19 protein-coding genes are annotated in these 25,021 nt (G+C 34.5%); 3 read left to right on the top strand and 16 right to left on the bottom strand.

Annotated elements, in window-relative coordinates:
• Positions 1-104: 104 nt before the first annotated feature.
• Complete coding sequence (locus tag HX049_RS01275) at positions 105-1,004, top strand: NifU family protein (protein ID WP_006257335.1); 900 nt, start codon at positions 105-107, stop codon at positions 1,002-1,004.
• A gap of 175 nt (positions 1,005-1,179) precedes the next feature.
• Here HX049_RS01275 and HX049_RS01270 read toward each other — a convergent pair whose 3' ends face one another.
• Positions 1,180-3,459 (bottom strand): inorganic phosphate transporter, encoded by a 2,280-nt coding sequence (locus HX049_RS01270; protein ID WP_286413501.1) that lies wholly within the window; start codon positions 3,457-3,459, stop codon positions 1,180-1,182.
• A 153-nt stretch (positions 3,460-3,612) separates the two neighbouring features.
• Between HX049_RS01270 and HX049_RS01265 the strand changes: the two genes are divergently transcribed.
• Both HX049_RS01265 and HX049_RS01260 read left to right on the top strand, forming a co-directional pair.
• Positions 3,613-5,616, top strand: coding sequence for a thioredoxin domain-containing protein (locus tag HX049_RS01265; protein WP_286413500.1), 2,004 nt, complete (start codon positions 3,613-3,615; stop codon positions 5,614-5,616).
• 3 nt (positions 5,617-5,619) lie between these two features.
• Complete coding sequence (locus HX049_RS01260; protein WP_041888905.1) at positions 5,620-6,387, top strand: mechanosensitive ion channel family protein; 768 nt, start codon at positions 5,620-5,622, stop codon at positions 6,385-6,387.
• A gap of 64 nt (positions 6,388-6,451) precedes the next feature.
• On the opposite strand, the gene tsaB is transcribed toward HX049_RS01260, so the two are convergent.
• The 15 genes from tsaB to sprA all read right to left on the bottom strand — a co-directional run bounded on the left by tsaB (position 6,452) and on the right by sprA (position 25,019).
• Positions 6,452-7,123 carry a tRNA (adenosine(37)-N6)-threonylcarbamoyltransferase complex dimerization subunit type 1 TsaB gene (gene tsaB / locus HX049_RS01255; RefSeq protein ID WP_286413499.1) on the bottom strand — a complete coding sequence of 224 codons (672 nt, stop codon included), beginning with the start codon at positions 7,121-7,123 and terminating at the stop codon, positions 6,452-6,454.
• Between the two features lie 2 nt (positions 7,124-7,125).
• A complete protein-coding gene (locus HX049_RS01250) occupies positions 7,126-8,376 on the bottom strand; it encodes an efflux RND transporter periplasmic adaptor subunit (protein ID WP_286413498.1) in 1,251 nt (416 codons plus the stop codon).
• A 4-nt stretch (positions 8,377-8,380) separates the two neighbouring features.
• Positions 8,381-9,820, bottom strand: a complete 1,440-nt coding sequence (locus HX049_RS01245; RefSeq protein ID WP_341309652.1) for a TolC family protein — start codon at positions 9,818-9,820, stop codon at positions 8,381-8,383.
• An 88-nt stretch (positions 9,821-9,908) separates the two neighbouring features.
• Entirely contained in the window at positions 9,909-10,139 is a 231-nt protein-coding gene (locus tag HX049_RS01240; protein WP_286413496.1) for a hypothetical protein, read from the bottom strand.
• 12 nt (positions 10,140-10,151) lie between these two features.
• A complete protein-coding gene (locus HX049_RS01235; protein WP_286413495.1) occupies positions 10,152-10,691 on the bottom strand; it encodes a DUF420 domain-containing protein in 540 nt (179 codons plus the stop codon).
• A gap of 10 nt (positions 10,692-10,701) precedes the next feature.
• Complete coding sequence (locus HX049_RS01230; protein ID WP_286413494.1) at positions 10,702-11,325, bottom strand: SCO family protein; 624 nt, start codon at positions 11,323-11,325, stop codon at positions 10,702-10,704.
• Between the two features lies 1 nt (position 11,326).
• Positions 11,327-11,947 carry a hypothetical protein gene (locus tag HX049_RS01225; protein ID WP_286413561.1) on the bottom strand — a complete coding sequence of 207 codons (621 nt, stop codon included), beginning with the start codon at positions 11,945-11,947 and terminating at the stop codon, positions 11,327-11,329.
• Positions 11,948-12,063: 116 nt separating this feature from the next.
• A complete protein-coding gene (locus HX049_RS01220; RefSeq protein WP_286413493.1) occupies positions 12,064-12,420 on the bottom strand; it encodes a cytochrome C oxidase subunit IV family protein in 357 nt (118 codons plus the stop codon).
• Positions 12,421-12,438: 18 nt separating this feature from the next.
• Positions 12,439-13,419 carry a cytochrome c oxidase subunit 3 gene (locus HX049_RS01215; RefSeq protein WP_286413492.1) on the bottom strand — a complete coding sequence of 327 codons (981 nt, stop codon included), beginning with the start codon at positions 13,417-13,419 and terminating at the stop codon, positions 12,439-12,441.
• Between the two features lie 44 nt (positions 13,420-13,463).
• On the bottom strand, positions 13,464-14,045 hold the full coding sequence (locus HX049_RS01210; RefSeq protein ID WP_006257348.1) for a cytochrome c oxidase subunit 3: 582 nt from the start codon (positions 14,043-14,045) through the stop codon (positions 13,464-13,466).
• 6 nt (positions 14,046-14,051) lie between these two features.
• Positions 14,052-14,966, bottom strand: coding sequence for a heme o synthase (gene cyoE / locus HX049_RS01205; protein WP_286413491.1), 915 nt, complete (start codon positions 14,964-14,966; stop codon positions 14,052-14,054).
• 941 nt (positions 14,967-15,907) lie between these two features.
• A complete protein-coding gene (deoC, locus tag HX049_RS01200) occupies positions 15,908-16,654 on the bottom strand; it encodes a deoxyribose-phosphate aldolase (RefSeq protein WP_286413490.1) in 747 nt (248 codons plus the stop codon).
• Positions 16,655-16,711: 57 nt separating this feature from the next.
• Positions 16,712-17,092, bottom strand: coding sequence for a VanZ family protein (locus HX049_RS01195; RefSeq protein WP_286413489.1), 381 nt, complete (start codon positions 17,090-17,092; stop codon positions 16,712-16,714).
• Positions 17,082-17,462 carry a glycine cleavage system protein GcvH gene (gcvH, locus tag HX049_RS01190; protein WP_006257352.1) on the bottom strand — a complete coding sequence of 127 codons (381 nt, stop codon included), beginning with the start codon at positions 17,460-17,462 and terminating at the stop codon, positions 17,082-17,084. The genes HX049_RS01195 and gcvH overlap by 11 nt, the downstream gene beginning before the upstream one ends.
• Before the next feature lie 57 nt (positions 17,463-17,519).
• Positions 17,520-25,019, bottom strand: coding sequence for a cell surface protein SprA (gene sprA, locus HX049_RS01185; RefSeq protein ID WP_286413487.1), 7,500 nt, complete (start codon positions 25,017-25,019; stop codon positions 17,520-17,522).
• Positions 25,020-25,021 lie beyond the last annotated feature (2 nt).

Genomic DNA, 25,021 nt, shown 5'->3' with positions numbered 1-25,021 from the left:
TATTAAATTGTTAGTGCTTACTAATGTTAATTAATTGTTTAAAAATCTTATCTTCGTGACGCTTAGCATTTTTCTTTGCTAATTTTGAAAAAAACTAAATTAACATGTCAAAAATACAAATTCAAAATACGTCAAACCCAACAATTATAAAATTTGTTTTACCAGATTTTATAGCTAAGGGCGAAAACCACGAGTTCAAAAATATTGATGAGACTGCAGAATCACCTTTAGCGAAGGAATTATTCTATCTTCCTTTTGTTAAAACGGTTTATATCTCAAATAATTTTATCGCCATCGAAAAATTTTCAATTGTCGAATGGGATGATGTAAAAGAAACCGTTGCAGATCAGATAGAACTATTCTTGGCTAAAGGTAAGAAAATCTTAATAGATTCTAAAAAAGAAATAAAAAAGCAACCAATTACTATTTACGCTGAATCAACTCCAAATCCTTCAGTAATTAAATTCGTTGCTAATAAATTATTAACAAAAAAAGGTGTAGAGTTTAAAAATATAGATGAAGCTAGTGCTTCTCCTCTTGCTAAAGAGCTTTTTAAACAATCTTTCGTTAAAGAAGTATTCATTGATGAGAACTATGTTTCTATTTCTAAATACGACTCTTTCGAATGGGATCAATTAGTACAAGTTACTCGTGCCTTTATCAAAGAGTTCTTAGAAAATGGTAATCTAGCAGTAGACGAATCTCTAATTCATGATGTTAAAGCAATTGAAGCGGCAGCTGACGAACACTTTGACTCTTTAGATGAAAAGTCTCAACGCATCATTAATATCCTTGAAGAAAACGTAAAACCTGCTGTACAAGCTGATGGTGGTAATATCGCTTTCCAAAAATATGATCAAGAGTCTAATATTGTACATGTACTTTTACAAGGAGCATGTAGCGGATGTCCTTCTTCTACATTCACTTTAAAGAATGGTATAGAAGGAATGCTAAGACATATGCTTAACGATGAGAAAATCATTGTAGAAGCTTATAACGGATAGTAAACAACTAGATATAAAGAAAAAGGTAGCATTTATAATGCTACCTTTTTTTATGCCTTATTATCTGAGTAGAAGATAGAAAATCATAAATCTACTTCATTACACCCCTAAATACCTTAAAAACAAAATGAGGTTGCCTAGACAACCTCATTTCTTCACTTAAATTAAATATAGATTAGCTCATTCTTTTGAATGACTTCCTCTTAACGTCAATTTCGAAATCTCGAAACAATTCTAACAATCCAATTGTAGACTTGATTAGATCATCAGTCTCAAATAAAATAGAGAAGTATAACTTACTATTTTTAGGACTTGTCTCTGTCGTACGTATACGAATGATTTGTTTTTGGATTAACTTATCTACAGTAGCGATTAAGTCGTCTTTTTCCTGTAGGATTTCTTCTATCTCAGAGAATTTCTCCTCTGTAAATAATACGATTACTTTATCGAATAATATTTGAAGTTTTTTATCAATTAGTTTTAAATCTCTAATTTGATTAAACTTCAGTTTCTTATGGTTATTGTCAATATGTGTATAACTATTCTGGGCAATAAAATTAATCGACTTAATCATATCTTGTAGATACCCTAATGTCAATACATAGAATTTACTTGCTTCTACAGAAGTTTCATCTAGATTTTTAATAAAGAAGTACACATTACCACGTAAGTTATCCACTTCTTTCTCTAGCTTCTTAAGCTGCTTTCTGCTTTTCTTTAATTCTGTCAATTCTTGTAGAGCTACACCATCTATTACAGAAGTATATAATTCATTCGCTCTTGTAATCACATTAGCTATTTGAGAAGAGCTTTCTGAAGCTACTCCTTGAATAGTCATAATATCAACGCTATCTAACCTCGCCTCACTATCCGCTTTTTCTTTTGTCTTCTTATTATACATTTTATTACTTCTGTATAATAAAATTCCCACTAGAATTAACATCCCTACTAGAGCGTAAATCTCTCCTACCTTTAATACATATGCGATAACAAAAGAAGCAATAAATGCTACAATAGCAGTTACGAACCAACCACCTATAACATTAAACACCCCTGCTACACGATACACAGCTGAGTCTCTATCCCATGCTCTATCCGCAAATGACGTACCCATAGCCACCATAAAAGTCACATAAGTAGTTGATAGTGGTAATTTCATAGAAGTACCTATAGAGATCAAAATACTTGCTACAATAAGGTTCACTGAAGCACGCACCATATCGAATGCTGGCTCATCCTTTAAAGTTCTATTCTTTGGTTTCTTAGGAATCTCAAAGCGCTTATCCATTTTAAGCTGTAGTGATTTTGGCAAGAAGTAATTCACTCCCATACCGATTAACACCATACCTCTAACGATAACCTTAGACAGAATATTAGGTGAGAATTTCTCCTCTGTACTTCCTGTATCTTGTCTTGCCAAGCTCATTTCTGTCTCGATTACATTCTTCGCTTTCTTAGATGTCCATAAAGTATACACCATGATAATACCTGCGATGGCTAAGAAATAGAAAGGAGCGACTACACTCTCTTCTGCTAACTTATTCATCATATAAGTATCTGGAGACTGACCTGATGCCATAAAGAACTCAAATGATTGGAATGCTGCAATAGGCACACCTATAAAGTTCACTAAGTCATTACCAGCGAACGCTAATGCTAATGCAAATGTTCCGATAACGATGATTACTCTAAGTATATTTAACTTAAAGATACTCATCAGTAATTGAGAGAATATAGTCCAGAATACTAAACTAATTCCTATAATAGTTAACTGATTATCTCCAATCCAGTTACTAGTTTCTTTTGTAATAAAACTTGCACCTTTTAATCCTTTTACCAAGATAAAGAAAGTAATAGCAGTAATGGCTACCCCTCCGAATATCGCTCCGAAGTATTTCAACTTTTGTTCCACCTGGAAGGTGAAGATTAATCTAGAAACGTATTGTACTAAAGTACCTAACGTAAAAGAAAGTATTACTGACAGCAATATACTGACTACAATCTCGGTGGCCTTCTCCGTATTGATATAATCTGGTAACATAGACCAGCTATCATTATTAGCTACGATTTTGATTACAGCAAGACACACTGCAGAACCTAATAATTCAAAAACAATAGATACTGTCGTAGATGTTGGCAACCCTAAAGAGTTAAACACATCCAGAAGTAGTACATCGGTAATCATCACCGCGAGGAAGATGACCATCACATCATTAAAGGAGAACATACTAGGGACAAATATACCACTTCGGGCTATCTCCATCATCCCTCCTGAAAATATCGCTCCTACTAGAATACCTAGTGAAGCTACAATCATAATTGTCTTAAAAGTAACTGCTTTTGAACCCAAAGCTGAATTCAGGAAGTTCACAGCATCATTACTCACTCCAACAGTTAAATCGATAATAGCTAATACCCCAAGGGCTATAAGCATTACAATAAAAATCTGTTCCATTTTATAAATTATATTTAAATTAAGTGTGCTGCAAAATTGATTATAATTATTTACTCCTATGTTAACTTAACGTTATTAATCCCATCGCTTCTTTTTATAGTTAAAATACATTTGACTACTTTTGTTAAGCAACAACAATATCAAAATCTCATCATGAATTTATTACACTTAGAATCAAGTCCTTATTTATTACAACATGCCAATAACCCTATTTATTGGAAAGCATGGAATAAGGAAACTTTAACACTAGCTGAGCAGGAAGACAAACTTCTTGTTATTAGCATAGGATATTCGACTTGTCACTGGTGTCATGTTATGGAGAAAGAAAGTTTTGAAAACCAAGAGGTGGCAGATTTAATGAACGAACATTTTATCTCTATCAAGGTTGATCGTGAAGAACTTCCACATCTAGATAACTTCTATATGAAAGCAATCCAAATTATGACGAAACAAGGAGGATGGCCTTTAAATGTTGTTTGTTTGCCTGATGGTAGACCGATATGGGGAGGAACTTATTTTAAAAGACAAAATTGGATAGATTCTTTATCACAGTTACATCAACTGTACAAAGAAAAACGTGATACTGTACTAGATTTCGCAACACAACTACAAGAAGGGATCTCTATTCTTAGCCAAGCACCTATAGCACAAGAAGAATCTAGATTCAATACTGAACTTGTACTTGAGAATTGGAAAAAGAGTTTTGACTGGGAATATGGGGGATACACACGAGCGCCTAAGTTCATGATGCCTACTAATTTATTATACTTACAAAAAAAAGGTGTACTACACCAAGATCAACACTTATTAGACTATATAGACCTTACGTTGACTAGAATGGCATGGGGAGGTCTATTTGATACAGTAGAAGGAGGCTTCTCGAGATATTCTGTCGATTATAAATGGCATATTCCTCACTTTGAAAAAATGCTTTATGACAATGCACAACTGTTATCTGTATATGCAGATGGGTATAAACGTACTCACAATAAACTCTACAAAGAAGTTATTGACAAGACAATTAATTTTATTACCAACAATTGGGCTAATGGTGAAGGAGGATATTATTCAGCACTAGATGCAGACAGCATAGACAGTCATAACCAGCTAGAAGAAGGTGCTTTCTATGTTTGGACCATAGAAGAATTAAAAGAATTAGTCCAACAAGATTTTCCTTTATTCAGTACTGTATTTAATATCAACTCTTTTGGACATTGGGAGAACAACCAATATGTATTAATCCAAACACGTGAATTAATAGATATCGCTAACGAGAATAACATCTCTCTTGAAGACCTAGAAAGTAAAAAGCAGCAATGGGAAACAGCTCTAAGACAGTATAGAGCCAATAGACCTAAACCTCGCTTAGATGATAAAACACTTACATCGTGGAATGCTATGTACATCACAGGATTATTAGATGCGTACACAGCTACTCAAAACATAGCTTATTTAGAGCAAGCTAAACAATTGCACCTGTTTATCCATAACAACCTATGGTGTGAAGAGCGTGGACTATTGCGTACATATAAAGATGGAAATGCCAAGATAAAAGCATTCTTAGATGATTACGCCTTTTATATACAAGGATTAATCTATCTTTTTGAACACACGGAAGAACAACAATACATCACAGAAGCTAAAAATCTTATGGACTACTCTTTAGACCACTTCTTAGATCACGAGAGTAAGTTCTTCTATTTTAGCAAGCACAATCAAGAAGATACTATCACTCCAGCGATAGAAACAGAAGATAATGTCATTCCTTCTTCTAATGCCATTATGGCCATAAACTTATTTAAGCTAGGTTTATTATATGAGAATGATTATTATATCGATTTAGCAACGAATATGATGAATACTGTACTTTCTAATGTCGATTATCCTTCAGCATACTCACATTGGTTATTACTGCAATTATATATAGAACAACCTCTAGAATTAACATGGGTAGGTGCCAATGCACTTCAACACAATCTTAATACAAGAAAAAAAGTCTTAACTAGAGCTTCTGTACTTTCAGTGTCTTCGCCATCAGCTATCCCATACCTTACTAAATATACTCCTAAAGAAGAGACTTTACATTATATTTGTATAGAAAGAGCGTGTTTAGCACCTGATACAGATCATACACTGATAGACAATTATATTTTATAGAATATGCAAAAATTAGATACTTTATTATCTAGATATATTGAAGATATTATTACCTATATACCAGAGATAGTGACTTCACTTATTATCTTAGGCATAGGATTATGGGTCATTCGTTTCTTACAGAGACTAGCAAAAAAAATATTCTTAAAAAAGAATATAGATCCTACTTTTTCTAGCTTTATTCTAGATGTATTAATTTGGGGCATGCGAATACTCTTATTTGTAATCATCGCCTCAAAGCTTGGAATACAGACTAGCTCATTCGTAGCGATTATTGGTGCGATGAGTTTAGCCATTGGACTTTCATTACAAGGGTCCTTAAGTAACTTCGCTGGAGGTGTATTAATTATATTGTTTAAACCATTTAGAATAGGGGATATTATAGAAGCGCAAGGAGAAACAGGTAAAGTTCTTACCATACACATCTTCTCCACTCAGATACTTACCTATCAAAACAATATAGTGTATATCCCAAACGGTGTGCTCTCTAATGGTAAAATCAAAAACATCACTCAGAACAACCTTAGAAGAGCCGAAATAGCAGTACAAACAACACTACTAAAAAACACAACACTCTTTATAGAAAAACTACAAGAGGAATTAGACTCCTATGACAAAGTACTTTCACAACCAAGACCTCGAATATTAATCAAAGAGCTATTAGATACTAAGATTACATATACCGTACAAATATGGGTAGAGAATGATAACTTTACAGTTGCCACATCTTATGTACTCTTAAAGGCGAGAGAAATAAGTGATGCGCTATAATAGATAATCATTCAATAAATAAGGGCTAAAAATCTATAGATTGTTAGCCCTTATTTAGTATTATTTATTTCTTCTTTTGAATTAGGACAAAGTCTTTAAGATAGAATGGCTCAAAGTAAGCCACATCTACAAATTCTTCTTTTATATACTTATCATAAGCCATCACTCCCATTTCATTTGCTGAAGGATACGTTATCTCCGGATAGTACATAAAACCTTCCGTACCTAATGTTTCTTTACACTTCATCGCTCCATCACCTATTAAATGTAATAGTGTTCCCTTATAGCTACTAAAAGCATTCTCATCAATAACAATTGCTTCTATTTCACTTCGTTTATTATACTCTTTATCAAAGACTGCTGAGAACACTTCCATACGTCTAGCATCTAGCATTGGTACGATAAGCCCTTCTGTCACCTCTACCTGTCTTGCTAATATTTCTAAGGTATCTAAAGCAATCAAAGGAATAGACAGTCCGTAGCACAATCCCTTCACAGAAGATACTCCAATGCGCAAGCCTGTATATGATCCAGGTCCTTGACTAATTGCTATAGCCGAAAGATCTTTTAAAGTCTTATTATTCTCTTTTAATATCTCTTCTACAAAAACATGCAATTTTTCAGCATGAGAGAAATTCTCTTCCGCTATTTCCTTACATGCTATAACCTCTCCACTCACTGATAATGAGACAGAACAGTTCTTAGTAGCTGTCTCAATAGATAAAATCGTTATCATTATTATTTTTTACTTTCTACTTCTACTTTAGCTCCATGCTGAAGAATCCTACTTACAGTCGAATATGGTCCTGTTATAATCACATCCTTAGCACTAAGCCCTTCTATAATCTGAATATTCGTATCGTCCTTTATTCCTGTTTTTACAAACTTAAGTTTAGCAGTACCTCCATCGTTAACGAATACAGCCTCTCTCATAAGCTCTTTATCGAATATTTTCTTCCCTTCTGTTTTATTTACTATCGTATCTGTAGGTGTTTTCATGACCACAGCACTAATAGGTACAGCAAAAATATCATTCTTTACATCTGTAACAATATCTACTGCAGCTGTCATACCAGGCCTAAATGGAGAATAATTCTCTATATCCTTCTTTACCAAGTCTTCGTATGATTCTGCTAAGATTTTAATCTTAACTTTAAATGTGGTTACCTGATCAGCAGATACAGTCTGATTAGAAGCAGAATTAGAGATACTAGTCACTACACCTCTAAATTCTTTCTTTAGATAGGCATCTACATTAATTCTTGTCTCATCACCTAACTTCACTTTTACGATATCATTTTCATTAATATCTACTTCTACCTCCATACCACTAAGATTAGCTACTCTTAATATCTCCGTACCTGCCATCTGTTGCGTACCTAACACTCGCTCTCCCAACTCTACATTCACTCTAGAGATTGTACCATAAGCAGGCGCATAAATAGTAGTTCGAAGAAGATTTGCTCTAGACTCTGCTAGTGCAGCCTTAGAGCTCTCTACGTTATAGAAAGCCGAAGACTGAGCTGCTTTAGCCACCTCATATGTTCGTACTACAAGATCCCATTCAGAACGCGAGATCACCCCCTTATCATACAGTCTACTATTTCGATCATAATTAGACTTAGCCTCTTTTAGCTGAGCTTCTGCTTGTGATAATCCAGCTTTACTTGTAGCCAACATCGCTTCTACCCTCTCCATAGCAGAAGTATATAAGTCAGGATTAATCACTACCAAGAGATCTCCCTTATTAACAACCTGTCCCTCTTTGATTGGCAAATTTATGATTTCTCCAGATACTTCCGAAGATATTTTAATCTCTATTTCAGGTTGTATCTTTCCTGTACCTGATACAGTCTCGATGATATTAGTTTTTTCCAATTCTAGTATCTCTACTTGAGTGCGGTCTTCCTCTTTACCGAAGACAAATTTACTGATCACTAGAGTAGCGATTATAGCAATACCAAGTATTACGATGTATTTTTTCTTCATCTCTCTAATTTTTAAAAAGTGGAATACCAAAATAGTACTCTAGTATCTTGGTTTTAAAAATGTATTCATATTTAGACTTTAATAAATCTGACTGTGCTGTCACAAATAAAGTCTGATTTTGATTTAATTCAAAGATATTAATTAAGCCTACAGAATAGCGCTCTTTTGAGTACTCTAGAGACAACTTTCTTGCTTCAAGACTTGCATTACTAGCCTCGTACTTCTGATAAGCACTCTCTGTATCTGTATAAGCCTTAAATACGAGCTGTTCTAAATTCAATGCGATCACCTCTCTTTCATTCTCTATCTGCTGAAGGCTAAGCTTTCTTAACTTTACATTATTTCGAGTAGAGAATCCATTAAAAATAGGTATCGTTAGACTTAAACCAAAATTAGAATTAAAGTTATCACTAAATTGATTAAAAAAGGAATTAGGCCCACCGTATACAGCCATACTATTCTGTCTCAATACACGCTGATTAGAACCTTCTACATAACCCACCTCAGAAGTAGACTCTAATAGGCGATTCCCCACTAATCGATCTTGGTAATTAATATTTGTACCTAGATTATAAAATGCTTGTAGAGTAGGGCTATAAGCAGACTTAGCTATACTTACATCCTTTTCTGCCATCAGCACATTCGTCTCTGCTGTTTTAATATCTGTCAATACCTCAGTAGCTCTATCCGTAATATCCTGAGGGCTATAACTAAGCATACTCGACTCTGACACTTCATAGTCTGTATCTACGATATCAAAAGACTCATAAGACCTTATTTGAAGCAATTGAGCTAAGTTTAAACGAGCCATCACTAACTCATTCTGTGAAATAATTAATCGCTGTGTATCTATAGCTACAGTAGCTTTAGCTTCTAATAAATCACCTGCAGGTACAACACCTTCGTTTACTAACTCTTGTGTGCGTTCTTGTTGACTCTTGTCGTATTCTAATTGTGTTTGATTAGTCTTTACCAACTCTTTATTAAACAAGATTTGCAAATAGGAATTAATCACATTTAACGCAATATCTTCCTTCATCTTTTGCAGCTTATATTGAGAAGCTAACTCTGATAAACGAGCTTTCACAAGCATATTCTGTTTCTTCAGTCCACTGTACAAGTCCACATTTACCCCAAGCCCTACTGTAGTAGCTTGAATAGTTTTACTTCCCAGAGCTCCTGTTAACTGATCTGGCTGATCTGCAATAGTCCACGAATGGTTTCCTGTTAGATTGACATTAGGCATAAAGCTACCTATAGCGATGTCTTTATTAATCATAGCACTCTGCTCATCTAACTCATATTGTTTAATACGAATGTTATTCTCTATTGCATAGTCGATACACTTCTCTAATGACCATAGAGTACGCTCTTGTCCCTTAGCAAAAGAACAATATAAACACAACATTATACAAGCTCCTTTTAGGAGGTAGCGATTTATCATACTCAATATACTCATCAGAAATTTATAAATATTTATAACTCAAGTATAAAGTAATAAAAAAAACCGCTAATAGTAGCGGTTTTTTTTATTACTTTATACTTTTTTTGTTTTTATATATTCTGTAACTAAAATACATAGCAAAAGCAACTAGTAAATACGGAAACATCATTAGATAAACTATTCCGTCATTAACAGCCTCTGCTTTCACTCCTCCGTCTTCTGTCTCTAACGTAGCACGACACATCGCGCACTGAGCAAAAGCTTCTCCTGAAAAGAAAAACACAGAAAAGAGTATACCCCAAACTAACTTTTTCATCATTACTTAATTGTATTAGTTAATATAATAAGGCGAAATCATCAAGTAAACGATAACTCCTGTTACAGCTACGTACAACCACATAGGATAAGTAATACGAGCTAACTTCTTATGTCTCTCATAAGATCCTGATATACCACGTACAAATGTGAATAATACAAAAGGAATAATGATAATAGACAATAAGATATGCGTAATCAAAATAAAGAAATAGATAGGACGTATAATTCCTTCTCCACCGAACTTAGTTTCTATCGAAGTCATGTGATAAGCCACATACATCGCTAAAAACGCTAAAGAACATGCAATACACACTTTAATTAAACGCTCATGCAATTGCTTATTCCCTTTTTTAATAGCCATTACTGCCCATACTAATAATACGGCTGTAAGCCCGTTAATACTAGCATAGATTGGAGGTAAAAATGATAATGGTTTTACATCATATCCTAGTTTCTGTAGATTAACTCCAAATAGGATGGCTACTACCACAGGTATAACGATAGAAAGTACCCATATCCACTTATTGTACTTTTGTTCAATATTGTTTTCCATTTTAATAATATTATTCTTCTAATAATGCTTTTATATCCTCTTTTAGCCAAGCTACACCTTCATCACTTGTCCCATCGTAATAAACTACAGGATTACCGTGCTCATCTTTACGAGAGCGAATATTCCCTTCTTTATCTACTAAGGCAAACAGTCCTGAATGTTCAAAACCACCTGGTGCATCAGGATTAACTCCAGTGTATAAATTAAACTTCTTTGCCAAATCATAAATGTACTTAGCATCCCCAGTCATCATGTGCCAATAAGGGTTCTTCACACCTAGTCCTTCAGCATGTGCATGTAGAGCTTCTACAGTATCACGGGTAGGATCTATCGTAATAGAAGCGATACCAAAATCTAACTTCCCATAGAATGTATCTTGTATTTTCAACATATTCGCATTCATAATAGGGCAGATAGTAGGACAGTTTGCAAAGAAGAATTCTACTAAGTATACTTTCCCTTTATAGTTATCATTGGTAATCGTTTTATTATTGTGATCCACTAATTCAAATTTAGGTGCTGTACCTATAATCTCTAAATCAGCTTTCTCAAACTTTTTAATAATCTTAGGCACAGCCCAAATTCCAAATATTAAAACAATAAGTGAGATCCAGATATACGACTTGTCTTTCATATTATTCGTTTGTATTAATTCGTTTATATTTTTTTAGAGCTAGTCGATACTCAGCTAAAAGTACTTTTACATCATCCATCATATCATTATTTAACTCTGCTGCTGATATCGTTGAGTAACCCTCCTTGTATTCATAATTCCCTATTTTATTCTCTCCTTTACGCCCACGTACATTTCTATCTTTATCCACTAGATACACATTGCTACTCGCTAGATCACTATCTAACTTACCAACTAACCCTAATGAATTAAAGAACTCTTGTATCTCTTCTGGCTTTAAGAATAAATAATTCCAATTAGACATATCTGAGATTGGACTCAACTCATCTACTACTTTCTGAGCTGCCTCTTCACTTCCATAAGGAAGAACCATCACTAATTGAAAATCTTCAAAATCTTTATATCGTTTATATATCTTTTGATTTAAATTAAAAGCATCACCACGATCTCGGAATAAGTGCGCTCCAGGAAAACCTAGAACTGTAATCTTACCGTCTAAAGAAGGCATCTTATTCAAGGACGACGTTCCTTTCGGAAAATCCTGAACACCTTCAGTAATTATAGGCAAACGCTTAAATTGATTAACACCTGTTGCAAAGAATAAGTATGCACAGATAGGCATCACAAACAGCAACGTTAGAATTAAATATTTTTTCATTTTTACACAATGTTGACTAACTAACAAAAATAAAAAAAGGCGGTCAATAAACCGCCTTTAAAATATATAATAATATGTTATTAAAATATCCACTTATATTGTGAGTTATGGAATACATCAAAGATGTAATTCCCCTCGATCAACACTAAAGTGATTAAATACACACATAAGAATGTAAGAACTCCTGCTACAGACCATCTGAATGCAGATTTCTCTTGCTCTAAGTGCATAAATGCCCACATAATGTAGTATGCCTTAACAATAGTTAAGATAATGAAGATGTAGTTTAATAAACTTAATCCAAAAATATGTACGTGGTGTAGAGATTCTGGTTTAATAATACCTAAAATAACCTCTACTAGAGTAACGATAGACATGATTACGAATACTGTCCATATTCTCTTTGTATTTGAATGATGTGCTCCTTCTGCTGCCATTTTACTTTATTTTAAAAATTAAACTAAATAGAAGAATGTAAATACGAACACCCATACTAAATCCACAAAGTGCCAGTATAATCCTCCTTTTTCAACCATTTCGTAAGAACCTCTTCTTTGGTAAGTTCCTAATAGTACGTTGAAGAATATTACTACATTAATTAAAATCCCTGTAAATACGTGGAATCCGTGGAATCCAGTAATAAAGAAGAAGAAATCAGCAAATACTTTATGTCCGTACTCATTGCGGATTAAGTTCGCTCCTTCTACTACTAATACAGCATCTTCTAAACGTTTAACTGATTGCTCTCTAGTTAAAATTTCTTTGTGCTTAGCATCTGTAGTTAATTGAGTTCTAATTCTTACATTAGGATTAGCTTCAAAACCTGCTTTTACTTCAGCTAAAGAATATGTAGGTGCGTTAGCTCCTTTTACAAACCAAGTAGCTTTAGCTCTTGTCAAAGTAGCTTCATCTCTGTTTGGATCTACTTTTGCAAAATCTCCTAATGCTATCTGCTTACCATCTTCTCCTACGAACTGTAAGATAGATCCTCCACGAGTCTCTACTGCTCCGTAAGTTCCGTTAATAAAGTTTTTCCACTCCCATGCTTGTGATCCTAAGAATACTAAACCTCCTATGATCGTTAAGAACATGTACACTGCTACTTTATTCTTTTTCATTTGATGTCCAGCATCTACAGCTAATACCATAGTAACTGAAGAGAAAATTAAAATAAAAGTCATCAATGCCACATAGAACATCGGCGCATCTACACCGTGCAAAAATGGAAAGTGATTAAATACTTCGTCCGCAATCGGCCAAGTATCCATGAATTTGTAACGAGTAAACCCGTATCCTACAAGGAATCCACAAAAAGTTAATGAATCTGATAATATGAAATACCACATCATCATTTTACCATAGCTTACTTTAAGAGGCTCATTTCCTCCACCCCAAGTAGTTTCTTTAGTAGCTGCTGTAGTAACTGTCGCTCCCATAAAATGTTGTTAGTTATAAAGTTTTCAAATTTAGTTTATTTTTTTTATTTAAAGAATGTAAAAAATAAAAACAAATAAATCCACAATAAATCCAAAAAGTGCCAAAACCATGCACACAATTCAATTCCAATATATTGCTGTGAATTATACTTTTGTTTAAAATGATTATAAATTACATACAATAGTGATAAAACTCCTCCAGCTAAGTGAGCAATGTGCACAATCACGATCACATATAAAAATGATGTAGTAATCGTACTCTCACTTCCAGTGAAGAAATATCCCATAGATATTACCTCATTAAAGCCTTTGAACTGCAAAAAAACGAATAACAATCCTAATATCAAAGTAGAAACTAGATAAGTAGTCGTTTTATTGCGATCATTTTGTTTTATAGCCTTATATGCTAAGTGCATAGTAACGCTACTTATCGCAATGGCTAAGGTACTATATAAAAAAGAATTTGGCAATTGAAACTCTGCTAACCAGTCTGGACGTGACTTACTTACTACATAAGCACTCGTTAGACCAGCGAAGACCATCATAATACTACCTATACCGAAAAGCATCATTACTTTTAATGCCTTTCCTTTTCTTTCGTATTGTTCTTGAGCTGTTATATCCATTTATTGTTATCTTAAAATTTTATCAAGTATATAGATTATCTGTATTAACGAAATATATGTCACACTCACTAACATCAGTGAACGTGCTGCCTTATCTGTTCTTTTCTTATACAGTTTTATTCCTGCCCATAACATCCACAAGCCTGCTAATAACACTAGTACTGCTGATATCGGTGTAAGATATAATCTACCTGTAACTCCAAATACTGGGAATACAGACGCAATGATTAACCAGATTGTGTATAAGATAATCTGTGTCGCAGTCTTAGAATCCTTCTCTCCTGTTGGTAACATAGAAAAGCCTCCCTTTTTATAGTCATCGTATAAAAACCATCCTATAGCCCAAAAGTGTGGGAACTGCCAGAAAAACTGAATAATAAATAATGTTCCTGCCTCTATACCAAAGTTATTAGTAGCCGCTACCCATCCTAACATAAAAGGAATAGCACCTGGAAAAGCTCCTACAAAAACCGATAGAGGGGTAATAGTCTTTAACGGTGTATATACACTCGTGTACAAAAAGATAGAGATAGCACCAAACATGGCTGTCTTAGGATTTACTATATAAAGAATAGCAATACCTAATACGGTAAGCGTACATGCTAAAATAAAAGCTGCACTAGGCTTAACTCTTCCTGACGCGATAGGACGATTCATAGTTCTTGTCATCTTCGCATCCAGATCTCTCTCTATAATTTGATTAAATACATTAGAAGCACCCACCATACAGTATCCTCCTATAGCAAGAGCCGCTACTGTAAGAATGTCAATACTTCCTAAATCAGGTATAGCTAAAAAGTAACCAGCTATGGTAGAAAAAACTACGCTGAGCGCCAACCCCATTTTAGTCATTTCTTTAAACTCCGTCAACACAGAAGTTGACGTATTTTTTTCAGACGATAAATTCAAAGCTGTTTTCATTTGTTTTTAATGATGTGCAAATATAGTTCAATTTTTAAAACAATACCTAAAAACAAACGTTACAGCCTTTAATATAACCTTTTTTTAAATATCCTCAGTCTTTAGTGTCCTAAAAAAAAAACATTCAAATAAATCAGCACTTTCACAAAAGAAACATTGATGATAATCACAAACAACTAAGATTGCTATGACTAATAAAATGAATTTAATATAGTTTTTAACAATTCTTACACTTATACCAACAACTTCTAAGTCAAATTAACCCAATTCACAACCAAAATAATACAACTCGTTCCCGCCTCCTTTTCTAAACTTCGACACTAAAATATAGAAACACAATCCTATGATCACATTTCTAACTTAGAAATAAAAATCATACAAAGCTTTACAGTTATTCAATTACAATAAAATAGAATGATGCCATCCGATCAAACTAATTCTAATAACGAAACACCTTTTTTAGAAAACATACAACACTATTCACTTCAACATTAATACCCTGCACAACGCTATTATCCATTCAAAAACATACAGACTACACCTACCACAAAATGGTATAAATAAACATCACACTCAAAAATAAGTAACACACTTATATACAAACACTTAAAACTTCCGTATTAGCAGTGATCGCATAGTGGTCGCATAGTGATAGCATACTGCTCGCATATTTTTGGCTAGTTTTAATGCGATCACTACCCTATCATTATCCCAGAACTATCTCATCTTACCAAAAATGATTCTGTCTGCAGGTGCGATATTATACCTCTCTTCACTATTTCTGATTTAAAACAACACGTTTAAAAGCCTATCTAAACATTCAATGCACTTATCTAATACTTGTGATAAAACTTCATAAAACCACGAAAAAACATCTCCAAACAAGGCACAAAAAAAGAGCATCTAAACTAGATGCTCTTATATAGAACTAAAATATAATCTTAGTAATTATCTACTGTACCTGATCCGTCAACAATGATCTTAGCAGAAGAAGTACCTAGACGTTTCACTCCTAAATCAATTAATTTGATCGCGAAGTCCTTATCACGCACTCCTCCAGAAGCTTTTACAGGTAGAGGTCCAGCGTTCTCTAACATTAAAACCATTGCTTCTAGTGTAGCACCATTAGGCTTACCACCCTCTGTCTTATAAAACCCTGTTGAAGATTTCACAAACACTTTATCATAATCTTTCTCATTGAACTTCGCTAACACTACATTTTTAATCAATGCTGTCAACTGTACAATTTGATTATCTGTCAAAGCAGCAGTCTCTATAATCCACTTCACTACTTTACCAGCATCAAGACCTAGCTTAGTACACTCCGCTACTTCTTTTTTTACTTGTTCTACTTCTCCTTTTTGGAAAGCAGTATAATCCACTACATAGTCAATCTCATCTACCCCATCAGCAATGGCTTGCTTAGCTTCAGCTAACTTCGCCTCTAGACCGCGGTTCCCTTCTGGAAAATCTATTACTGTACCGATCGCCACTTTTGAATTAGCAGCATCCACCATTTTTCGTCCCATCTTCACTTGGTCAGGGCGAATCATTGCTAATTTAAATTTCTCATCAATTGCTTCTTGAATTAAATCAGCTACAACTTGATTATTTTCTACTTCAGTTAAACCAGCTTGATCAGCTAATTTTAAATAAGTAGAATCCATAAATTCCCTTAAGTCTCTCATAATCTAAATATATTTAAAACAAAAAAAATGACCCTGTAATGGGGTCATTTTTAAATCTTATTTCTTTCTTTTAAAAAGAGTCAAACATAGTAATACCCCAAATAAACTACCTAGACAGTTTGCTAATTCGTCAGCCCATTCTGCACTTCTTGAAGAAGTGAAGTAATACTGTAATAATTCTACAGTGGCTCCCATTAAACTAGCAATAGTAAAGATAAGAATACTTACCCAAATTCTAGACCTATTTGGCTTACTTTTCACTAAATATACAAACCAAATTATGGAAAATACAAAATAAAAAGTAAAATGTGCTACTTTGTCTTTATATGGGATATCAAATCTTGGTGCTTTTGCAATAGTATCACTATCCAACAGGCAACCTGCTAATACAAGACCTGTCCATAGTATTCCTAATACAAAAAAAGTTTTACGCCCCAATCAATTCTTTATATTGTGCATCTGATAATAAAGATGATACTTCATCCATATTAGACACTTTTACTTTAATCATCCATCCTGCTCCGTAAGGATCAGTATTTACTAACTCTGGTTCAGTATCTAAACCTTCGTTAAACTCAATCACCTCTCCTGACAATGGTAAGAATAAGTCAGAAACGGTTTTTACTGCTTCTACAGTTCCGAAAACTTCATCTCTATCTAAAGTTTGATCCAATGTCTCAACTTCTACATAAACGATGTCTCCAAGTTCTCTCTGAGCGAAGTCAGTAATTCCAATTGTAGCAACATCTCCTTCGATAGCTACCCACTCGTGATCTTTAGTGTACTTTAAATTAGCTGGTATATTCATTATAATAAGTTTTTAGCAAATGTATAATATTATTACATAATGTGGAACCAATATCCGTTAATTTCCAAAATTATATCGCATTGTAAAACCTGCTCGAATATTAGTGATTGGATACATAGTCGAAATTACCGCTTTAGAGAATGAGTGATCATAGAAGAAGATAGCTGTAAGATTCTTACTCAACATATAATCTGCTGTCAATCTTAATGACCACATATCTTGTCCTCCCCCTGTCTGACTATTTCCGTAATCTAAATAACGAACTACAGTCTCCCTCTTTGTCAATGTAAAATCTGCCTTAATATTAATATCACTAGCGATTCTTCCTCCCATTCCATTGTTAGCGTACATCGAGTTAAATCCTACGTCTTTCACGCGATACCCTAATCCTAATACAAAGTCATTCCCGTTAGTCTCTGTCAATAAATTATTGTCAAAACTCAAAGAAAGCATTCTATCTTTTCTCATCTCTAAAGACATTCTTATCGAAGATTTTGTCTCTACATCGAAGCGAATTAGAGGATTAAACTGCTCAAATAATGTAGCATTGTTTACTACATATTTACTAGGATAATTACCAAATTTATTTACTTCATTCGGAGCTTTATAATAGTCTGTATTATAACTATAAGACCCCAATGTATAAGATGCTCTATAGCCATGGTTAATAGAGAAGTTTTTGAAGTTATCTTTAAACCATCCTATTTTCATTAATCCTCTATATTTCAAGTTCCAGTTTGGTAAAGGTATTCCTTTAAACAATCCTGTCGACACCTTATTTGCATCCTTACCAGTATACGCCGCCACAAAAGACGGTAATAAAACAGACTGACTTCCTTTGCTATATCCAATCGGGAATCCTTCTCTATCTAGATTAGCAGGATTAGTAATATCAATGCCGCGTTCTACAGCTAATCTATTTGCTACGATAATACGATTATCCAACATTCTGTCAAAAGTAGCTGAACTCATTAAATCACTACTAGAAAATGCTGTACCTATCATCACAGTAGACATACTAAAGTTACCATAGCTATAAGGCGCTTGTCCCATATACTCACCATTCTGCACTACGAATTGTTCTGAATAGTTATCAGACTTCATACGCTCAGCATACAAATCAATAGTCAAATCAGGTATTAAAGAAACTGAAGCATTCAAATTAAGTGTCTTATTACTAATTGTAGTATAAGGTTGATTCATCTCTGGGTAATCTGTTAAATACCCTTTGCGAGCAGCATCATATCTAATGTCCGCTTGGTTACCAAACACGAATCCTAAGTCAGGTTTAGATGTACCAAAGAAACCTACGGTAGGTAAGAAACCTGGTAACATCGTACCACTATTCTCAGAGTAATTAATCTGAATATTCTTTACAGAAGTTAATACTCCTATTAATAAATCCTTCGTAGCTGTACCAAATGCAGAAGGTTCTCCCTTCTCCTTGTTGTCTTTTTTCTTAGTATCTTCTTTCGCTTGTACTACTTTCTGTCCAGGAACGATAGTTGCTTTCTTTGCCTTAGAAGGAGTCCTTTTGCGATCAGAGCTCTTTACTAATCCTAAATAACGATACAAAGTCTCCATACCTAAAGTAGTATTCAGACGTTGTGTTCTCGCATTCTGAATCGTGTTCCCCAGAGAATAATTAATACCGTCTATGTCAATATTAGAATAAGCATCTGATGCACGTTGCCAGTTAAAACTACCTGTATAAGCATAATTAGAACGGATAAAAGACAATACTGGAATCTTACTAAATGGCAATTCATAATTCACCGTTAACTGTTGTGTAAACTGATTAGGCTCACCAATATTAAAGTAATCATCCCATATCGTATTTGTATTATCTACGATTCCATTTACACTATCATAATAGTTTCGAACGATATTATTACTACCTCCGATATAACTTAATCGAAGAGATTTAGTCAAGTCAAAATTGAATCCAAAGTTATAATTGAAGAAATAATTTCTTCTATACAATGGATCTAAACCTATCCCTTCTACATCTATTAGTCTAAACTCTTGTCTATTATACTGACGCATAATATTAGAGCTAAAAGATATATTAGTAGGTACATAATTAAAGTTAAAATCTCTAAGTAGCCCCCAATATTGTCCTTTCATAAAACCGATATTTTTAAATGGTTCTACTGATTTCGTTTCGAAAGCATAAGTATAATCAAGTGATGATCTCACCTGCTGTTCTAACATGGACTCTATTTCAAAATCATGGTGTCTTACCTCATTATATGAGTGAGATACAGTGATATTCTCTATATCATAAATACGATTCTTCTGTTCTGGGCCTCTCTGTTTATTAACACCAATAAAGTTTATACTCTTACGCTTAGTATAGTCCATCGCTCTCTTCTCTGCCTCTTCTGCTTCGGCCGATGTCTTCGCTCCAGATTTAATATAACTCAATTTTAAATCAGGATTCATTGGGTCGTACTCAGGTGTAATAAACTCTTCGCTAATAGCATAGTTAAATGGCAGTGTGATTCCCCAGCGTTTAGGTAATAGTTGTCCTAAGTTTACATTTGTCATGACACTGTACGACTTTCTATCTTCACGACTGCGATCTTGAGGCCCTTGCTCTAAGCCACCAAAACCAATAGTAGACTTCATCCCCGTCAAAGAGATATTAGCAAAGTCTGCTATATTAGCATCAATAGTAGCTGTAGCAGCCCATCCTCCTTTATTATCCATATCAGACATACGTAGTTCATCGAACCAGAACTCTCCTGATAGGGCTTCTGCTCCTGGTGAGATATTACGTATCCCTATCATCATCATCCTTACTTTTCCAAAGTTTGGATTTCCTTTTATCCCTAGTCTTACTTTATTAGGTTTATCCCCAGCGCTTGGATTTAACTCCTCTTCATTCACATAAAATATCTTAGAACTGTCAAAACCAGGACGAGATACTTCTCCCATCTTCATCACTTTTAACTTCGCAAGTAAGTCTATAGGAAGATTTAGTTCATTCTCTTCTGGCCAAATCGCATCAGGATTAGTCTCTCCACCATTTGTTATTTTTAATGGGATTTCTACTTCATAGAAGTTCTCAATAACATCACTACCTATACGGATGAATGCCGCCATCTCATAATCTTGTAAACGTCTCGATGCACCACCTTCTAAAGACTCTCCGTGGATAAACATTCTCAGTTTTTTATACTGACGCATATCTACATTAAAGTTCTTAAATACCCCTCTAGCATCATTTGGCATTAAACCTAAAGGATATGCATTTAAGTCTTTTGGATAAATCTTTAATGAAAGTGATTGTTCATTCTGATTAATCAAGGTGTTGTTCATATAAACCTGTTCTCTTCTTACCCCAGGAGGAGTTACATAAGGAATAGGTTTACGATCATAATTATCTGTTAGATTCACAGAAGACACATCTATTCCTGTATTAGGATATTTTTCTTCAATATTCCCTGAAGTATTTTCCATAAGGTTTCTGTCATATCGCTTCCAATCCGATCGAACCAAGTTCAAAGTTCCAAATCGAAGCGTTACTTGTTTTTCGAAACCTGTAAGATACATTCTCATAAACTTCATTGATCTCGTATCTTCTATAGCTCCTACTTTTTTTCCTTTAGTGTCAATCGGGATTTTGTACTGAATCCATCTTACATCAGATACAGATCCATCAGGTAACTGTACTTTAGTTTCTCTGACATCTGTAACATATTTGTCACCTACTATGGTATTAGGTTTCACGTTAACCTTATACTCATAATAAGCGTCAATAGTATTCATGGTATTATCACCATCGATATCTTCCGTATCAGGTTGATTATTACCTGCTCTACCTCCACCAGCTGGACTATTATTTTCTAAACCATTATAATCTCTATAACGCTCTAGTATCCCACCTTGAGCATCTAAATAATGTACAAAGTTATCTGCTGCAGGATCACTAAATCCAGCAAAATCTTTAAAGAAAGCTCTTTCTTCTTCGTCATTTAAACCATCAAGCCCAACATCTTGTAACCTTCTATTCTCTGCATTGTTATCAAATGCATAAACTAATGAAGGAGCTGAAGGCACTTTTCCCCAAACCGTATTAATCGTTGTAACAGCATTAGCACCTGTATCAGGTAGTCCATTCTCATACTGCTTATGTCCATCTCTTAAAATATCTTCACTGATAAAACCTAAGTTTAATCTAAGCTCTCCAGTATTCTGAGCAGTTAGTGCATCACCATTTTTTCCAACATAAGGGTCCATTACCCAAAACTCTACAAACTCAATATTCGCTTGTTCAAAGTTCGTAGTTGTCAAACCACGCATAATACCTGCCCAGTTTTTTCTAGGTGTTAAAGAGCGAGGGTTCGTTAGATAGCTCTTATTAAAGTTATAAGGTCCTCTCTCCTCTGGATAATAAGTCAAGTCAAGTGTATTAATCACACGACTCTCTCCATAAGCAATATCTTTGTCAGGGAATAACTCTTCACTGTAAATTCTACGTGTTCTATTAGATGATAGATCATACTCACTTACCCCATCTGGTTTGCTTCCTACATAGAACGTTGGATCGATCGAATACCATGACATCTTAGATCTTCTATACCCATCCTCTAGAGAATATGCTGGCAAAACTACATCCATCTTATCTCTATCACTATCTAGTTCATTCAATCCATGGAATCCTACTGGTACACTCGACAACTTCCATGAAAGAGGTGACTTAACATCAATAACAGATTGCATTCCCTCAAAATCATCAATATAAGAAGTCGCTTCACCATTCATCTGATCTAATTTAGAAGAACCTGGTTTTAAATAAGCAAATTCTCCTCTAAACGAAACTCTAGACTCTACATCTGTATCTATATTAGGTAGCTTATTAACCATTCTAGTTAAGAAAGGTACCTCAGTAGAATACTGAGCATTCAATCCCCAAATAGTATTATTCACAGCTTCTTGACCATAACTCGATTTATGAGTAAAAGGACGCTCTGACATCTGTAAGAATGTACCTCCTAATATAAAGTCTTTGCTAAACTTATGTTCTACGTGCATTCCAAAGAAGCGTTTAGTCTGCTGACCAAACATCGTATTATTCTCAACAGAGACCTCGATAGGTGTATTAGATGCCTTTAAACCTGGATCTAATATCATCACACGCCCTCTACTATAATCGACTGTATAATCAACTCCTTCTACTAATACCCTACCCGCTGCTCTAACAATAACTGATCCCGGAGCTACATTAAATGATCCGATAGGAATGCCTTCTCCCATTGAACTAGAGAATTTCCCTTTTAACTGGAACTTATTCTTCTCATTTTGGTTTCGTAGAGCTTCTGCTTTAGTAGTACGATACATACTTCTAAAGACATATTTCGATTGGTTTTTATTATATGAACTAGATTCGTTATAATCTTCACTTAACTGATTAGCCGAAAGCTTTTTAAATAAATGTTCTCCAAAAGGCTCAACAGTCGTAAAAATAATACGACCATACATTGGGTCTATCGTAATCCCGTCAAATGTATTACTGTTGTATTGGTTATTATTATTTCCATACCCTCCACTGTTGCCATAGCCTCCGTTATTGCCGTATCCACCATTATTTCCAAAACCACCATTGTTTCCAAAGCCGCCACTATTACCTCCATATCCTCCATTACCGCCATAGCCACCATTGTTATTATTACCATAACCATTATTCATATTACCTGCATTAGTAGGATCGAACGTATTTTGCATTCCTCCATTAGGCAAGAAGTCAAAGAAACCATCTCCTCCTTGCTGAGGATCATTCGTATAATTCAATCGGTCTAAATGGAATACTTTTAATAACGGTGTACGCTCTACATCTGGAGGCAACGGTTTTCCATCTACAGAACTAATATAATTCAGTGGACTTGGATCTGTATAAAGAATATTAAATCTAAACTTATCTTGTGAGATATACATCGCATTCGGAATCTGATAGATATTCTTCATCATCAGTTTCCATACTGGCTGTCCTACTAAAGTAAAGTTACTTTTTAATAATTTCAGAATAAGCGATTGACTCTGTGGCACATCTGGGTTTGCTTCATCTACACCAGGAGGCAATACAGTCATCCCTCCATCAGTACCAAACTCACCCACTTGATATATCTTATCCCCAATAGAGTATTGGAACGCTACAGCAAGCACTTCGTCATTAGAAAGTTTTTGTTGTAATGATATGTATCCTAACTGAGGATGGAATGTGAACTCACTGGCACTTAACTTACGCGCTCCCTCTAAACGTACAAAATCTCTTCCTTCTTGTACAGGTACAGTAAATCCACTTGTACCTGATGTATTTAATCGAATAGATGAATTTAAATAATTACTACCAATATTTCCTGGGTCATATTGGTTATTCGCATTATCAGGGTATGCATTAGGTACTCCATTAATAGTAAAGAATTTAGGCTCTGCCTTAGAAACAACATCTGTATTAGGTCTACCTAATTTATTCTGTCCTTCTCCTAAATCCTGTATAGCTATAATATTACGTGCATTATTACCTGTTTGATTAACACGCCCATATCGATTCGTTATCCATACTTCTACACGAGTGATACGTACTCTACTTTTGATAAACGGATATTTCTCTAAAGCCTCATCATAGTTATTTCTAAAATAATGAGATAAAAAGAAGTGTCTATCTTCATCATAATCTAATGCATCTAATTCAAACTCTTCTAAAGTACCTGCTCCATCAGCGCGAATAGAAGTCGTCTGAGACTTCTGCTCTGAGAACACTCCTGTAATAGTCGTTCTACCGAACTGTAATTCTGTCTTTACCCCAAATAAACTCTGTGCTCCTCTAACTAACGAACCACTAATAGGCATACTTACATTACCTACTTCTACTTTACGTACGATATCATCTTCATCTGGTGCGAAAGATAATTTCATCATATTCTGAAAGTCAAAAGTAGCCTGCGTATCATAATTAATATTCACCGCTAGTCTAGTACCTACCATTCCTTGTAATCCCATACTAATGCGTTGATTAAAATCAAACGCCATATTCTTACGATTACGTGTAGACACTACAGGATTATCTTGCTTGCTATAGCGAACTCCCATATCAAACTCTACAGACCCTGTAGGCTTCACATCGATGGTATTCGATCCAAAAATAGTACTGAACAACTTCGAATTTACGTAATAACGTGGTAACATATCACGCTTAATCTCCTCATTCTCCTCACGTCCATGCATTACATTGAAGCGCTGCTGAAAATACTTACGCAATTCAGCTCGCATTATTAGTTCCTCAAACTCTTTACGTGTTAGTACAAGAGGGTAGTTTACATTAAAACCGTCAAAAGTTTTAGTAAAATAATAGCTATCCGTTAAAGGATCATAGGAATATGCTTCCTTAATAAGATTAGGATCAGGTATGACAATTTTCCCAATATCATATTGAGTTTGTAGACTATCAGCTACTTGTTCATCTGGATCTTGAGCATACATTCCTTGTACACTCAAAAAAAGAACAATTAGCCAAAAAAAAATTGACTTTGATATAGGAAATTGCCCCCTCAAAA

This window comes from Myroides odoratimimus (assembly GCF_030326305.1).
In the GTDB taxonomy this organism is placed as follows: Bacteria; Bacteroidota; Bacteroidia; order Flavobacteriales; family Flavobacteriaceae; genus Flavobacterium; species Flavobacterium odoratimimum_A.
The sequence above is the reverse complement of the archived record's forward strand: the minus strand, read 5'-3'. Positions and strand labels throughout refer to the sequence as shown.

Bases quoted from the DNA above. Each gene is read 5' to 3' on its own strand.
- HX049_RS01270 (WP_286413501.1), bottom strand. From the start codon at position 3,459: ATGGAACAGATTTTTATTGTAATGCTTATAGCCCTTGGGGTATTAGCT.
- HX049_RS01265 (WP_286413500.1), top strand. From the start codon at position 3,613: ATGAATTTATTACACTTAGAATCAAGTCCTTATTTATTACAACATGCC.
- HX049_RS01230 (WP_286413494.1), bottom strand. From the start codon at position 11,325: ATGAAAGACAAGTCGTATATCTGGATCTCACTTATTGTTTTAATATTT.
- HX049_RS01275 (WP_006257335.1), top strand. From the start codon at position 105: ATGTCAAAAATACAAATTCAAAATACGTCAAACCCAACAATTATAAAA.
- HX049_RS01220 (WP_286413493.1), bottom strand. From the start codon at position 12,420: ATGGCAGCAGAAGGAGCACATCATTCAAATACAAAGAGAATATGGACA.
- deoC (WP_286413490.1), bottom strand. From the start codon at position 16,654: ATGAGAGACTTAAGGGAATTTATGGATTCTACTTATTTAAAATTAGCT.
- HX049_RS01235 (WP_286413495.1), bottom strand. From the start codon at position 10,691: ATGGAAAACAATATTGAACAAAAGTACAATAAGTGGATATGGGTACTT.
- HX049_RS01215 (WP_286413492.1), bottom strand. From the start codon at position 13,419: ATGGGAGCGACAGTTACTACAGCAGCTACTAAAGAAACTACTTGGGGT.
- tsaB (WP_286413499.1), bottom strand. From the start codon at position 7,123: ATGATAACGATTTTATCTATTGAGACAGCTACTAAGAACTGTTCTGTC.
- HX049_RS01240 (WP_286413496.1), bottom strand. From the start codon at position 10,139: ATGATGAAAAAGTTAGTTTGGGGTATACTCTTTTCTGTGTTTTTCTTT.
- HX049_RS01250 (WP_286413498.1), bottom strand. From the start codon at position 8,376: ATGAAGAAAAAATACATCGTAATACTTGGTATTGCTATAATCGCTACT.
- gcvH (WP_006257352.1), bottom strand. From the start codon at position 17,462: ATGAATATACCAGCTAATTTAAAGTACACTAAAGATCACGAGTGGGTA.
- HX049_RS01225 (WP_286413561.1), bottom strand. From the start codon at position 11,947: ATGCCTATCTGTGCATACTTATTCTTTGCAACAGGTGTTAATCAATTT.
- HX049_RS01260 (WP_041888905.1), top strand. From the start codon at position 5,620: ATGCAAAAATTAGATACTTTATTATCTAGATATATTGAAGATATTATT.
- cyoE (WP_286413491.1), bottom strand. From the start codon at position 14,966: ATGAAAACAGCTTTGAATTTATCGTCTGAAAAAAATACGTCAACTTCT.
- HX049_RS01210 (WP_006257348.1), bottom strand. From the start codon at position 14,045: ATGGATATAACAGCTCAAGAACAATACGAAAGAAAAGGAAAGGCATTA.
- HX049_RS01245 (WP_341309652.1), bottom strand. From the start codon at position 9,820: ATGATAAATCGCTACCTCCTAAAAGGAGCTTGTATAATGTTGTGTTTA.